This window comes from Collinsella aerofaciens, from assembly GCF_027679495.1.
Taxonomy (GTDB): Bacteria; Actinomycetota; Coriobacteriia; order Coriobacteriales; family Coriobacteriaceae; genus Collinsella; species Collinsella aerofaciens_AK.
In genome coordinates, this window is record NZ_JAQEKC010000008.1 from 1 (window position 1) to 13,578 (window position 13,578).

A 13,578-nucleotide genomic window follows, 5' to 3' on the forward strand; every position below is an offset into this window, starting at 1 on the left:
GTTTTTCGTTAAACGGACGCTAGGGCGTCACCCTTACACCAACATTTTCGACGCGATCAACGCCGACGAGATCGAGATCATCATGGAGGAGCGCGGGCGCTAGTCCGGCAGAAAGGATCGCACATGAGCGATTATGCAGACCAGACGGTCGCCGTGCTGGCGGTCCAAGGCGCTTTTGCCGAGCACGAGGCAAGGCTATCTGAGCTGGGCGCACGTTGTATTGAGCTGAGGCAGGCGGCTGATTTGAAGCAGGACTTTGACCGTCTGGTACTTCCCGGCGGCGAGTCTACCGTTCAAGGGAAGCTGCTTGATGAGTTGGGCATGCTCGAGGAGCTTCGTGCCCGTATCGCTGAAGGCATGCCCGTCCTGGGCACTTGCGCCGGCCTGATTCTACTGGCTCACGACATTGCCGCCCATGACGATAAGGGCACGCCGCGTTTGGCAACCATGGATGTACTTGTCGAGCGCAATGCCTACGGCAGACAGCTCGGCAGCTTTCGAACCAAGGGACAGGTAGCCGACATCGACGGTGAAGTGCCGCTGACGTTTATCCGCGCGCCCCGCATCGTCAAGGTCCACGGCGACGCCAAGGCCTTAGCGAAAGTCGACGGTCGTATTGTCGCCGCCCGTCAGGGCAACCAGCTCGGCGTAACCTTCCACCCCGAGCTCGACGACGATACCCGCCTCCACGAACTGTTCCTACAAATGTAGGCATCGAAATCAACAAACGAAACGAGAGTGGATGATCTCCCACTTTGAGCTTGAATGCAGGCTCAAACCGGGAGATCATCCACTCTTGTTCTATGTAGTCGTTTAAGAACGTCCCCAATGACTACAAGGAGTGTCCCAAGCTGCCGGCAGAAAAGGAACGTCCCTAACTGCCGCATCCGGAGCAAGACAACGCCGCAGGCAGAGGACGGACAGCGAGCGGGTCGCATTTGAGGCAAGGTGACGTGAAACGAAAGGGCGCTGACCTTCTGGTCGCGCCCTTGAAGTTGAACGTCAGATTGTCCAAATGCGGCCCGCGCAGCGTCGGCCCGTTACGGCGTTTGGTAAAACGCCGTAACTAAAAACGGTTACCGCGGAAGCCGCCGCCGTTGCGGCCGCCACGGTCGCCACCACGACCGCCGCGGTCGTTACCACGGTTGCCGCCAAAGCCGCCACGGTTGCCGCCGCGGTCGCCATAGCCACCACGGTTGCCGCCAAAGCCGCCGCGACCGCCACGGTCGCCGCCACGGCCACCGCGATCGCCAAAGCCGCCGCGACCGCCACGGTCGCCGCCACGGCCGCCACGGGGACCACGGTCGTCACGGGGACCGCGGGGACCACGGTCGTCACGGCCGCCGCGAGGACCGCGATCCTCGTCCAGGCCCATGGCGACGAGCGGAGCGATAACCTTATCGAGAGCGGCCATCAGCTCGGTGGCCTCCTCATAAGAAAGCTCGGGCAGGAGCTTCTCCTTCTTGTTGGCAAGCTCGACCAGGCCCTCAGCGGCATCCTCGGCAGCGAAGACGACGATCTTGCGCATATCGCCCTCGGCGTCGTCGATGCGGCCGACCAGATCGGCAGCCTCGGCCTCGGCCATCAGACCATCGAGCTCACGAAGGCGCATGCCCAGCAGGTCGGACATTTCCTTCTGCTCCATCTTGGGCTTGAGGTCAAGAAGCTTGATGGCGCGCTCGATGTTCGCCATGCGCTCGGCCTTGGCCTCCTCCTCCTTGGAAATAGCAAAGCGACGGCTACGCAGCAGGCGGGCGGCCTTCTGCATCTTGTCCATCAGCTCTTCGTCATCGTAATCAACGGCGGCCTCGACAACCTCGGCCTCCTCCTCGGCGGAAACCTCGTCAGCAGCCTCAACCTCGGCAGCTTCGGTCTCCACGGTCTCGACTGCCTCGACCTCGGCAGCCATGGTCTCGTTCTCGGTCTCGTTCATGATCTCTTCGTTCTCGGACATGAGACTCCTTCTTGGCCCTCTCGGGCATCATCGCCCCATTCGCGGGGCCCGTCGCGCACTCTTTGCGCTTTGAACATTCATGCCTCTCGGCAAAACGTCCATTAGTTTATGGTGTCGCCATCCAATCTAGCTGCAGAATCTATGTGCACACATTAATGCGACATGTGCGACTCGCGACGAGCGTACACCAGCGACGCCACGAACCCGACCGCGGCAATTACAGCCGCCACACGCACGGCAGCTGCAAATCCAATCGCCTGGGCAACGTCCGTCGCAACGCCAGCGGCGCCGGCAGTCGCCGCAGAACTCGAAAGCAGACCGATAAACAGCGACGGACCAAACGATGCGGCAATCATGTTCCACGTGTTAAGCAATGCCGTTCCGTAAGGATGTTCAGCGGCAGGCAGCGTCTCCAAGCCGGCCGTTTGCGAGGGGCTCAGCACCAAACCGACTCCGGCATACACCACAACGGTCAGCGCCACGACGACGCCGATGTTCATACTTGCCGCCGTCATCGAGATGGCAGTCTGCCCCACGGCAATCAGGGCAAAGCCGACCGGCAGCAGCGGCCATGCGCCACGGGCGTCCATCACGCGTCCGCCCACAATCGAGGTCACGGCGTTGCAGGCAATCGCCGGCAAAATGAGCAAGCCCGCAATAAGTGCGGTCATGCCGTATGCGCCCTCAAAATAGAGCGGCAACAAAACGCTCATCGAGAACGTCGTCATCATCGACACCACCACAAGCAGGCACGCGGGCCAAAAACGAACGCTCGCCATGGGACGCACGTTAAGCACCGGATGCTCGAGCTTGAGCTGACGGGCCGCAAACAGGCCGAGCAGCACAATGGCGGCGAAAAGCGCCACGATGCCGGCAATCGGATTGGTCGAGAACTCGCCTACGGAATACACGAATGCCGTAATGCCGGCGGCGAGCAAAACAACCGACAGAATATCAAGCGTGGTGCTCGAGCGCTCTCCGACATTCTGAACAAGCTTAACGCCCGCCGCAGCGACCACAATGCCGCCCACCAGCGGCACTACGAACACCGCCCTCCAGCCGAACAACGTGCACATAAGACCGCTGATTACGGGTCCAAACGCCGGCCCTAGCGTAATGCAGGCACCGCCCAGGCTAAGATACAGACCGAGCTTCTCGCGCGGGGCGCAAGACAGCACCACGTTCATCATGAGCGGAAACAAGATGCCCGATCCCGCAGCCTGCAAAATACGACTTGGTAGCAAAACGCTAAACGACGGAGCGATCAGACACAGGACTTCGCCGGCGACCATACATCCGCATGCGAAAAACAACAGCTTGCGCGTCGAGAAACGGCCGGACAGGAAGGCCATGATGGCCGTAAAGATCGACGTCACGATCATGTAGCCCGAAACGAGCCACTGCGCCGTGGTGGCACTCACCGAAAAGGCTGCCATAATGTCGTGCAACGCCACGTTAATGATGTTCTCGTTAAACGCGGCAACAAAGGCTGCAATATACATAACGACGAGAAGTGCCGCAGTGGCCGATGGCGTTGCTTGAACTTGTTGCTGAGATTTGCTCCCCATGCATTTCCTTCCTCTTGGAACGACAGTCGCATCGCCCCAGAGGAGCAGTCCAGGGCGAAAAATGAGCCCTAGACTTACGCCAGACGCCGTACACGACGAATCTGGCAACATGGTCCAACGTCAAAAGATTGTAACGCGGACGCGCAGCTTTCCTTCCGCGCTATTATTAAAAGTCCACGAAAGCATAAGACATGAGGAGCCCGCCATGATTAAGCCCATCATGAAATCCGAGTTCTTTTTGCGCCTGCCTTCCGAAGACGCGGGGCCCGACGATGCCGCGACCGGGCAGGACCTCCTGGATACACTCCACGAGCATGAGCACGAGTGCGTGGGGCTCGCCGCCAACATGATCGGTGTGCGCAAACGCATCATCTGCGTAAAGGACGGCAACAGGGCGCTCCTGATGTACAACCCTCAAATTCTTGAACAGGTCAATGCCTATCAGACGAGCGAAGGATGCCTCTCGCTGATCGGCGAGCGTCCCTGCACCCGCTATCGCCGCATTAAGGTTGAGTATTTGGACGAGAACTTCGTTCACCGCATCAAAAACTTCTCGGGCTACACCGCCGAGATCATCCAGCACGAAATCGACCACTGCAACGGGATTGTTATTTAGTTCCGCCGTTCTACCGAACGGCGGACCACTTGACGCTGCGCGAGCCGCATTCACGCCAATCTGACGTTCAATTTCGAGGGCGCGACCAGAAGGTCAGCGCCCTTTCATTTCACGTCACCCTGGCGCAAATGCGGCTCGCTCGCTGTCGTATGTCTATCCTGCGACGCCTCGATTCTTGCTGCGGCAGGCACCTAATCCCCTACGACTGGCGATAATGATCGAAGAAGTCGGCGAGGTCTTCGAGGGACTCTTTGAGCACTTCCATGCGCGGCAGGTAAACGATACGGAAGTGGTCGGGCTCGCCCCAGTTAAAGCCGCCACCGCGCGTGATGAGGATCTTCTTCTCGTGCAGCAGGTCGAGAGCAAACTGCTCGTCATCGGTGATGTTGAACTTTTTAACATCCATCTTGGGGAAGATGTAGAACGCCGCACGCGGCTTAACCACCGAGATGCCGTCAATCTTGTTGAGTGCCTCATACACAAAGTTGCGCTGCTCGTAGACACGACCGCCCGGGCGGATGTAGTTGTTAACAGACTGATGGCCGCCGAGCGCCGTCTGGACGATCGACTGAGCCGGCACGTTGGAGCACAGGCGCATGTTGGAGAGCATGTTGACGCCCATGATGAAGTCGCTCATGCAGCGCTGGTTGCCCGAAAGCACCATCCAGCCAATACGATAGCCCGCGATCATGTGCGACTTGGAAAGGCCGCTAAAGGTGACGCAGGGCAGGTCGGGAGCAAGCGAGGCAATCGAGACGTGCTCGTAGCCGTCCATGCACAGGCGGTCGTAGATCTCATCGGCAAAGATCATCAGCTGATGCCTGCGTGCAATCTCGACGATGCCCTCGAGCACCTCGCGCGGATAGACAGAACCCGTGGGGTTGTTGGGGTTGATGATGACGAGGGCTTTGGTCGCGCTCGTAATCTTGGACTCCATATCCTCCAGGTCGGGATACCAATCCGCCTGCTCATCACACAGATAATGTACGGGATGACCGCCAGCAAGGGTTGCGCACGCCGTCCAGAGCGGATAGTCGGGGCTGGGGATCAGAATCTCGTCGCCATTGTCGAGCAGCGCGTTCATCGAAAGCTGAATGAGCTCGGACACGCCGTTGCCCGTGTAGATATGCTCCATCTGAACGTTGGGCAGGCCTTTGATCTGCGAATACTGCATGATCGCCTTGCGCGCGGAGAACAGGCCACGCGAGTTGGAATAGCCTTCGCAGTCGGGCAGCTGCTGGCGCATGTCCTTGATGACCTCATCGGGCGTGCGGAAACCGAAGGGCGCCGGGTTGCCGATATTGAGCTTGAGGATGCGCTCGCCCTCGTCCTCCATACGGGCGGCCTCGTCGACGACGGGGCCGCGCACGTCATACAGGACGTTATCGAGCTTGGTGGATTTAGAAAAAGTACGCATGGTGGTGCTCCTTGCAATTTGAGCTGAGGGATGGGGTTCGGGCTTGGAATCGTTGCGGGATGATGATGCCTCGCCTTGATCGGCGTCGCCGGCAAGCAGCCAGGTAACATCGACCTCCATAATACGGGCGAGCAGCTCAGCCACATCGCGCCGCGGGATCGTCTTGCCGCTCACATATTGGCTCATCTGACTCTTGCCGAGTTTTTTGCCGAGCATCTCCGATGCGCGGATCACGTCCGACTGGCGAACGTCGCGATCGGACATAGCCTGTCGCAGGCGATCGCTAAACGTCTCTTGGGCCACTAGAACCTCCTTGCTGGCAAAGTTCAATTTATAGAACACGAATTGAACCAAGGTTCAATTTAGCAAGCAGTATAGCGCGGCACCTCATTCGAAAGTTCAATTTCATAAGAAAATGTACCGGACTCCGAGATTTGCCCAAAGCGGACAATGGCGTGTACGCGTTTAGAGGTATTCAAGGAATCGAGCGGCGGCAAGCGAAACGTCAGCCGTGCGATATATCGCATTGATCTGCCGATGGGGATGTCCCTCGAGCGAACGCACGGCAACATCGAACTGACAGCGGCGCAAGATGAGCGCGGGAAGAATGCTCACGCCCAGGCCGTCCTCGACCATGGCCATAATCGCATAGTCATCCCAGGTCGACAGCGTGGAGCACACCGCCAGTCCCGCCCGACGGAACAGCGGCGTAATCTCGTCATCGGTGCCGCGTTCTAGCAGAATAAACTGCTCGTTGGCTAAATCGGCAAGAGAAACGACCTCCGCCGTGGCAAGCAAAGAATCTGCCGGCACCACCGCCATCAACTCGTCGCGCACCAAAGACCGCGATGCCATGCCGTTTTCTCGTGGCTCACGCGGGATAAAGCCCAGGTCGCAGCGGCCTTCCGCCACCCATTGCTCAATCTCGGAGTAATCACCCATCAGCAGCTCGTAATCGACATCCGGATGATCGGCGCGAAAGCGCGCAATCACCGGCGGCAGCACGTGGGTCGCCACACTCGAAAACGTACCGATGCAGATTTTGCCGCGCATGAGCCCGCGCATCTCATCCACCCGTCGCTGCAAGCGAATGAATTCCTCGCAGAGCGCCTCGACAGCCGGCATGACCTGCCGCCCGTCGGCAGAAAGCACTACGCCCTCGCGACTGCGGTCGAGCACCTTAAAGCCCCAATCGGCCTCAAGATCGGCCACCATACGGCTCACGCCCGACTGCGAATAGCTCAGGCGCTCGGCAGCACGCGTAAAGCTTCCGGCGCGCACCGTCTCCAGCAGCACCTGCATCTTTTGAATATTCGTTTCCACGACACGCCTCCACCTTTACATGAATTTTTGTCATGTTAGCCATGCATTATATTCGCTTTTCTTCTATTGCCAGTTCGCCCATAGTGAACATGCTCGAATATAGAGGGGACGGAAGCGCATGGACAACGGACTGTTTACGTACTTAGCAGCATTGCTATTGTTTGGCTCCAACGGCATCATCGCCGCTGCCATCGCGCTGCCGAGCTCCGATATCGTGCTACTGCGCACGATTTTGGGCGCCCTCTCGCTTGTCACTATCCTTGCCATCACCCAACGCCATAAACTGCAGGCGCCATCTCGTCCCCGCGAAGCCGCAGCACTCCTTCTGTCGGGAGCCGCGCTGGGTGCCAGCTGGATTTTTCTGTTCCGTGCCTACCAGACGATCGGCGTCGGCGTATCCTCGCTGCTGTACTACTGTGGCCCCATCATTGTCATGGCGCTCTCCCCACTCATCTTTGGTGAAAAACTGACCGGCGGCAAAATCGCCGGGTTTATCGCCGTCGCCTGCGGTGCTTTTCTCATTGCAGCACAAGGTCTAGGCGGCAATATGCCCATTGCGGGTATCGTCTGCGGTATCGCCTCGGCATTTTGCTATGCGCTGATGGTCATCGCTAGCAAGGGTGCGCCACACATCGAAGGCCTCGAGAACTCCACGCTCCAGGTGAGCGCCGCCTTTGTGACCGCGCTGGTCCTCACGCTCATCACGCAGGGCGCTCCCTCATTCCTGTCCGCCGGCGTCGCCGCCAGTATTGATTGGCGCGCCGTCGTCATGCTCGGCGTCGTCAACACCGGCATCGGTTGCCTGCTCTACTTTAGTGCCGTCGCCAAGCTGCCCGTCCAGACCGTCGCGGTCGTCGGCTACCTCGAGCCGCTTTCGGCCGTCGTGTTCTCGGCCGTCCTTTTGGGCGAAGCCATAACACCGGTCCGCCTGATGGGCGCCGCGCTTATCATCGGCGGCGCGATTTTTTGCGAACTCGCCGGCAAACGCGCAAACGCCAAGGCTGGCATCGCCCAGACAGTACGTGCTTAAAAGCCCCTGCTTTGAAATGCTACCTGCGTAGATAAATAATCCCCAGCTGAGGATTATTGTCTAAAATAACCTGATGTGCCAAACTGCTCTTGTATGTATAAAGACGGCATAAAGATTATCTGTCCTAAACAGATAACCGGATGTCTAAGGGAGTCCACGTGGCACACAACAAACTGGAGGCAAGCCCCCAAGACCAGCGTGGTCAAGGCGGGCACGGAGCCATCCCCCTCTCCGCTGGCATGCTGCTTGTAACGCTCGGCGTCGTCTATGGCGACATCGGCACGAGCCCCATGTACACCATGAAATCAATCGTCGCCAACAACGGCGGCATCGGTACCGTCAGCGAGGACATGATCCTGGGCGCGCTTTCGCTCGTCATCTGGACCATGACGCTCGTGACCACGGTCAAGTACGTGGTAATCGCCATGAAGGCCGACAACCACAACGAAGGCGGCATCTTCGCCCTGTTCAGTCTCGTGCGCAAGGTGGCGCCATGGCTGATTCTGCCCGCCATGATCGGCGGTGCGGCACTGCTTGCCGACGGCATCCTCACCCCCGCCGTCACGGTCACCACAGCCATCGAGGGCCTGCGTACCATCGAGTGGGGCCACGCGCTGCTTGGCGACGGCCAGACCAACGTCATCATCATCACCATCATCATTATCTGCGGCCTGTTTGCCATGCAGCGCGCCGGTACCTCGTCGATCGGCAAGCTGTTCGGCCCGCTCATGACGCTGTGGTTCCTGTTCCTGGCAGGCGCCGGCCTGTTCAACATGCTCGGCAACCTGTCCATCCTACGCGCGCTCAACCCCATCCGCGGCATCATGTTCCTGTTCTCGCCCATCAACCACTCGGGCATCATGGTGCTCGGCTTCGTCTTTCTGTCGACGACCGGCGCCGAGGCCCTCTACTCGGACATGGGCCACGTGGGCAAGGCTAACATTTACGCATCCTGGCCATTCGTAAAGGCGGCCCTCATCCTTAACTATCTGGGTCAGGGCGCTTGGCTGCTCGCCAACAGCTCCAACCCCCAGATGCTCGCGATGGATATCGTTAACCCGTTCTATATGATGCTTCCCGAGCCCCTGCGCCCCTTTGCCATTGTGCTTTCGGCCGTGGCGGCCATCATCGCCTCGCAAGCGCTCATAACCGGCTCGTTCTCGCTGGTATCCGAGGCTACGCGCCTCAACCTTATGCCGCACCTGCGCATCCACTACCCCAGCGACACCAAGGGTCAACTCTATATTCCGCTCGTCAACAACATCATGTGGGTCGGCTGCATCTTCATCGTGCTGCTGTTCCAAAACTCCGAGCGCATGGAAAGCGCCTACGGCCTCGCCATTACCGTGACCATGCTCATGACCACCACGCTTTTGACGAGCTATATCGCTGGCATTCTCAAGCACAAGCTGGGCGCCTGCGTCTTCGCCCTGCTCTTCGGTGCCATTGAGCTGTGCTTCTTCGCCTCGTGCCTCACCATGTTCTTTGACGGCGGCTACGTCATGATCTTCCTGGCCGCACTGCTGTTTGGCCTTATGTATGTGTGGCGTCGCGGCACCGCCATCGAGCGCACGCAGACGATTCTGCTGCCCGTCTCCAAGTACATCGACCAGCTCAATCGCCTGCGCAATGACGAGACCTATCCCGTGCTCGCTGACAATCTGGTATTTCTCACCAACAGCCCCGACCCGCTCACGCTCGACCGCGACGTGCTCTATTCCATCCTAGATAAGCATCCCAAGCGCGCCAAGGCATATTGGTTCATTAACGTGCACGTTACCGACGAACCCTATACGCACGAGTATTCCGTCGAGACCTTTGGCACGGACTTCCTCTTCCGCGTTCGCCTGGACCTGGGCTTTAAGGTCAACCAGCGCGTCAACGCCTATCTGCGTCAGATCGTCGGCGACTTGATGGCATCGGGCGAGCTGCCGCCGCAACATCACACCTACTCCATCTACGAGACGCGCGGCAACGTAGGTGACTTCCGCTTTTGCATGCTGCGCAAGATGCTTGCCCCCGAAACGGACATCAACCGCAATGACCACCGCGTGATGGCCATCAAGTACGCCGTCCGCCGCGCCTGCGGAAGCCCGGCACGCTGGTACGGTCTCGAGAACTCGGCCATCATCATTGAGTACGTACCGCTCTTTGCCCGCATGCGCCCGGCCGTCAAACTTGTGCGCACCCAGGTGCCGCTCGAGGTTCAGATCGAAGAGGCCGAGGAAATGGAGGTCGACATCTTCTCGGACGACTTGGTCAACGGCAACGAAGCCGGTAAGGACATGAACGTCGATCCCACCGAGTTGCTCGAGAGCGTCGCCGATACGCCCGAACAGCAACAGCTCGACGGCCTCGAGAACGAACAACTCAACGACGCCAACTTCTAGCGACGTCACAAATCAACGACAGCGGCCCTGCACCTCACGGGAGATGCAGGGCCGCTTTGCATTGCGGTAAAGCTATCGGCTACGAACGACGCGGCTCGGGAACCACGAGCCTATCGGGGCTCGCGCCCTCGGCATCCATCAGGCTCACGTAGCGAATCGACGGATCCCCATACATCGCGTAGTAATAATTGCCCGTGCGCGCGCTAAAGCATCCGGTGTAGATAGTCTTCTCGAACTTGCCATCGCCCATCCTGGACGCTCCCTCGATCATCACCACGCCCTCGAGCGAGCGGAACATGCGAACGACGTTTTCGGTCTCGCTCTCCTTTTGCGGGTAATTGGCATTGAGGTACGCCGCCTTTACAAAACGGCTCGGCGAATAGCAATCGCCCGGAATGCCGCGCATGCCGGCACCGGCTCCATAGGGCTTGAGCTCGGCGCCACGCCATGTCGCCGTCTGCGGAAAATCGCTTGTGGCGGTGATATAGGTGCGTAGGTTTTCCATATGCCACGGGAAGGTCGGCTGATTGGCAAGGGTGTCGACCGGATCGTCGTATACATGCAGGCCGTCAGCCATCATCTCGACCACGATGCTGCGCTGGCTGTCGCCGATAATCCAATGGAGCAGTGACACGCCCAGCCCCTCTCCGGCAGATTTGGCGACAATCACCGTGTCGCGCAGCGCGGCCTCGACCTCATCGACCGTCGAGAACGTCGCTGCCACCCACAGGGGAAACTCATAGGCCGCGATATTGGTCTTGCCGTCGACAGGGCCCTTGGCATACTCGGCATAACCCGGGAAATTGAGACCCGCCACGGCGAGGCCCGCATCGTTGCCGCAATCGAAGAACATAGGGTAGTTCCTGTAATCGATGCACATACCGATCACCGCGTGCGCCGCTGTCGCGTCGTCGATAAACGAATACGGAATGTGAAACCCGCGCGGCATCACGCGAACCTGTTGGCCGTAGTCAAAGCTCCAGTCGAGGTTGCGGCCCAAATACATGTGGCCAGAATTATCGGTAAATCGAATACTCGTGCACATAGCGCCTCCTAGCCTTACGTTCTTGCTAATTTCATTGTCTCCAAACAAAAAGGCGCTAAACACAAAAGCCCGGACATGACAGCAACGTCATACCCGGGCTATTCAAGCAGGATAAACTCAACCAAGTTAACCCCGCAGGTCGTCTAAGGGGTCAAAGTGCCGCAGATTGCCACGAAAGAGGAGCGAAGCGTACTTAAGGTACGCGAGCGACGATTGAGCGGCAAGGTGCGGTGCTTTGATCCCCTTAGACCAACTTGCCGAGACAGTGGTCGATCATATGCTGGATCATTTGTGCCTCAAAGCCCGCGTAGTCGCGGCGGCATTCCTTCATCTTGCCGTCGACGATCTGATCAAAGGCGACCTTGCACTTGATATAGCGCGTGGACTTGGTGACCTCCTCGTGCGTCAGGCAGCTCTCCTCCATCTTGCTGGCGCCCAGGCCAAACACCAGACGGGGGTTGTAGAGCACGTGGGGCTCGCCGGCATCGTCCAGGTAGACGCAAACCTTCTTGGTAACGCCAATCTGGTTAGCGGCAAGGCAGCCGGCATCGTCGAGTGACTTGATGGTATCGATCAGGTCCTGAGCGACCGACTCGTCCTCGACGGTCGCAACCTCGCAACGCTGGGACAGGATAGCCTCGTCGTGGCAAAGCTCTTTAATCATACATTCCTCCATAGGGGTCGTTGTAACCGCTTAAGTATACGGTACCCACACATTTTCATGCGAAAAATACCGTCCGTCTGCTACAAAGCGCCGAACATCAACATGCGAGGAACAACAGCGTCGTAAAGGGGCTATAGTGGGTGAGTTCGTGTCAATCGGCCTAAACTCGGGGCCGAACAAGGAAAGGGTATGCATGGACGAACTATTTCACGTCAGCGAGCGCAAGTCCACAATCGGGACCGAACTCCGCGCTGGACTGACAACATTCCTGGCGATGGCCTACATCATCGCCGTCAACCCCGCGGTGCTCTCGGGCGCTGGCATCGATGCGGGAGCGCTCGCCTGCGCCACCTGCCTGGGCGCCGGCATCATGACCATCTGCATGGGCATCTTCGCCAATCGCCCGCTCGCCTGCGCGTCGGGCTTAGGCGTCAACGCGATGATCGCCGGAATCACCACCACCGTCTGCGGCGGTGACTGGCACGTGGCCATGAGCGTCATCTTCCTTGAGGGCGTCGTCATCTTGCTGCTCGTGCTTTGTGGCCTGCGCGAGGCCATCATGGACGCCATCCCGGTTGTCCTGCGTCACGCCATCTCGGTGGGTCTGGGCATGTTCATCGCCATGATTGGCCTGTGCGATGCCGGCATTATCACCGCTGGCGCCGGTACACTCGTCGGTCTGGGCGACATCACCTCCCCCACCTTCATCGTCGGCATCATCTCCATCCTGGTGACAGTCGCCCTCGCCTGCCGCAACGTCCCCGGCTCGCTGCTCATCGGCATCGTCGTCGCCGTCATCGCCGGTATCCCCCTAGGTGTGACCCAGGCTCCGACCGGTATCATCGCCCCGCTCGACTTCTCGAGCATCGGTGGCCCCATCGCCGACGCCGGCGGCGTGCCTGCCATCGTCAAGGTCCTTACCGACCCCGCGCTCCTCGTCATCTCGTTCTCGCTGCTCATGAGTGACTTCTTCGACACCATGGGCACCGCGATGGCCGTGGCCAAGCAGGGCGAGTTCCTCACCGACGACGGCAACGTCGAGAATATCAAGGAGATTCTGATCGTCGACTCCGCCGCCGCTGCTGTGGGCGGTTTCATGGGCGTCTCCTCCATCACCACCTTCGTCGAGTCCACCTCTGGCGCTGCCGACGGTGGCCGCACGGGCCTCACCTCCGTCACCACCGGCGTGCTGTTCATTCTCGCCGCGTTCTTCTCCCCCATCGTCACCATCGTTTCCAGCGCCGCCACCTGCGGTGCTCTGGTCTACGTCGGCTACCTCATGATGAGCGAGGCCTCTGAGATCGACTGGTCCGACGTGTCGCAGGGTTTCCCGGCGTTCATGATTGTCGCCGGCGTGCCCTTCACCTACTCCATCTCTGCCGGCATTGGCCTGGGCTTCATCGCCTACGTGGTCGTCGCGCTCTTTAAGGGCGAGGCCTCCAAGATCAAGCCGCTTATGTGGATCGCAGCCCTTGCCTTCCTCGTCTACTTCTTCGTGGCGTAACGGCATAGTCTGCTAAAACAAAACAACAAGGCGCGGAATCGCATCGAACGGCTCCGCGCCTTTCTTT

Annotated in this window: 11 protein-coding genes; 5 read left to right on the top strand and 6 right to left on the bottom strand. The window is 59.2% G+C overall.

What is annotated here, in order from left to right:
• Positions 1-123: 123 nt before the first annotated feature.
• Positions 124-711, top strand: a complete 588-nt coding sequence (gene pdxT / locus PGW49_RS04240) for a pyridoxal 5'-phosphate synthase glutaminase subunit PdxT (RefSeq protein ID WP_270225646.1) — start codon at positions 124-126, stop codon at positions 709-711.
• A 355-nt stretch (positions 712-1,066) separates the two neighbouring features.
• On the opposite strand, the gene PGW49_RS04245 is transcribed toward pdxT, so the two are convergent.
• Both PGW49_RS04245 and PGW49_RS04250 read right to left on the bottom strand, forming a co-directional pair.
• Complete coding sequence (locus tag PGW49_RS04245) at positions 1,067-1,954, bottom strand: hypothetical protein (protein WP_270225647.1); 888 nt, start codon at positions 1,952-1,954, stop codon at positions 1,067-1,069.
• Between the two features lie 152 nt (positions 1,955-2,106).
• Positions 2,107-3,522 carry an MFS transporter gene (locus PGW49_RS04250; protein WP_270225648.1) on the bottom strand — a complete coding sequence of 472 codons (1,416 nt, stop codon included), beginning with the start codon at positions 3,520-3,522 and terminating at the stop codon, positions 2,107-2,109.
• Between the two features lie 205 nt (positions 3,523-3,727).
• Here PGW49_RS04250 and PGW49_RS04255 point away from each other — a divergent pair, with 205 nt between their 5' ends.
• Positions 3,728-4,138, top strand: coding sequence for a peptide deformylase (locus PGW49_RS04255; protein ID WP_238022531.1), 411 nt, complete (start codon positions 3,728-3,730; stop codon positions 4,136-4,138).
• Positions 4,139-4,337: 199 nt separating this feature from the next.
• Here PGW49_RS04255 and PGW49_RS04260 read toward each other — a convergent pair whose 3' ends face one another.
• Together PGW49_RS04260 and PGW49_RS04265 are read right to left on the bottom strand one after the other, a co-directional pair.
• Positions 4,338-5,819: an aminotransferase class I/II-fold pyridoxal phosphate-dependent enzyme gene (locus PGW49_RS04260; RefSeq protein ID WP_270225731.1), complete on the bottom strand. Its 1,482-nt coding sequence runs from the start codon at positions 5,817-5,819 to the stop codon at positions 4,338-4,340.
• Between the two features lie 201 nt (positions 5,820-6,020).
• Positions 6,021-6,878 carry a LysR family transcriptional regulator gene (locus PGW49_RS04265; protein WP_270225649.1) on the bottom strand — a complete coding sequence of 286 codons (858 nt, stop codon included), beginning with the start codon at positions 6,876-6,878 and terminating at the stop codon, positions 6,021-6,023.
• A 118-nt stretch (positions 6,879-6,996) separates the two neighbouring features.
• Here PGW49_RS04265 and PGW49_RS04270 point away from each other — a divergent pair, with 118 nt between their 5' ends.
• Together PGW49_RS04270 and PGW49_RS04275 are read left to right on the top strand one after the other, a co-directional pair.
• Complete coding sequence (locus PGW49_RS04270; protein WP_270225650.1) at positions 6,997-7,908, top strand: DMT family transporter; 912 nt, start codon at positions 6,997-6,999, stop codon at positions 7,906-7,908.
• A gap of 140 nt (positions 7,909-8,048) precedes the next feature.
• Entirely contained in the window at positions 8,049-10,298 is a 2,250-nt protein-coding gene (locus PGW49_RS04275; RefSeq protein WP_333494005.1) for a KUP/HAK/KT family potassium transporter, read from the top strand.
• Positions 10,299-10,377: 79 nt separating this feature from the next.
• Here PGW49_RS04275 and bsh read toward each other — a convergent pair whose 3' ends face one another.
• Together bsh and PGW49_RS04285 are read right to left on the bottom strand one after the other, a co-directional pair.
• Positions 10,378-11,343: a choloylglycine hydrolase gene (gene bsh, locus PGW49_RS04280; protein WP_195362039.1), complete on the bottom strand. Its 966-nt coding sequence runs from the start codon at positions 11,341-11,343 to the stop codon at positions 10,378-10,380.
• A 244-nt stretch (positions 11,344-11,587) separates the two neighbouring features.
• A complete protein-coding gene (locus PGW49_RS04285; protein ID WP_035137017.1) occupies positions 11,588-12,007 on the bottom strand; it encodes a peptide deformylase in 420 nt (139 codons plus the stop codon).
• A 193-nt stretch (positions 12,008-12,200) separates the two neighbouring features.
• Here PGW49_RS04285 and PGW49_RS04290 point away from each other — a divergent pair, with 193 nt between their 5' ends.
• Entirely contained in the window at positions 12,201-13,511 is a 1,311-nt protein-coding gene (locus tag PGW49_RS04290) for an NCS2 family permease (RefSeq protein WP_270225651.1), read from the top strand.
• The last annotated feature ends 67 nt before the right edge of the window (positions 13,512-13,578 follow it).

What these genes read in the sequence shown, in the direction of transcription:
- PGW49_RS04285 (WP_035137017.1), bottom strand. Translation starts at nt 12,007, where the DNA reads ATGATTAAAGAGCTTTGCCACGACGAGGCTATCCTGTCCCAGCGTTGC.
- PGW49_RS04245 (WP_270225647.1), bottom strand. Translation starts at nt 1,954, where the DNA reads ATGTCCGAGAACGAAGAGATCATGAACGAGACCGAGAACGAGACCATG.
- PGW49_RS04250 (WP_270225648.1), bottom strand. Translation starts at nt 3,522, where the DNA reads ATGGGGAGCAAATCTCAGCAACAAGTTCAAGCAACGCCATCGGCCACT.
- PGW49_RS04255 (WP_238022531.1), top strand. Translation starts at nt 3,728, where the DNA reads ATGATTAAGCCCATCATGAAATCCGAGTTCTTTTTGCGCCTGCCTTCC.
- PGW49_RS04290 (WP_270225651.1), top strand. Translation starts at nt 12,201, where the DNA reads ATGGACGAACTATTTCACGTCAGCGAGCGCAAGTCCACAATCGGGACC.
- pdxT (WP_270225646.1), top strand. Translation starts at nt 124, where the DNA reads ATGAGCGATTATGCAGACCAGACGGTCGCCGTGCTGGCGGTCCAAGGC.
- PGW49_RS04270 (WP_270225650.1), top strand. Translation starts at nt 6,997, where the DNA reads ATGGACAACGGACTGTTTACGTACTTAGCAGCATTGCTATTGTTTGGC.
- PGW49_RS04275 (WP_333494005.1), top strand. Translation starts at nt 8,049, where the DNA reads ATGTCTAAGGGAGTCCACGTGGCACACAACAAACTGGAGGCAAGCCCC.
- bsh (WP_195362039.1), bottom strand. Translation starts at nt 11,343, where the DNA reads ATGTGCACGAGTATTCGATTTACCGATAATTCTGGCCACATGTATTTG.
- PGW49_RS04260 (WP_270225731.1), bottom strand. Translation starts at nt 5,819, where the DNA reads ATGTCCGATCGCGACGTTCGCCAGTCGGACGTGATCCGCGCATCGGAG.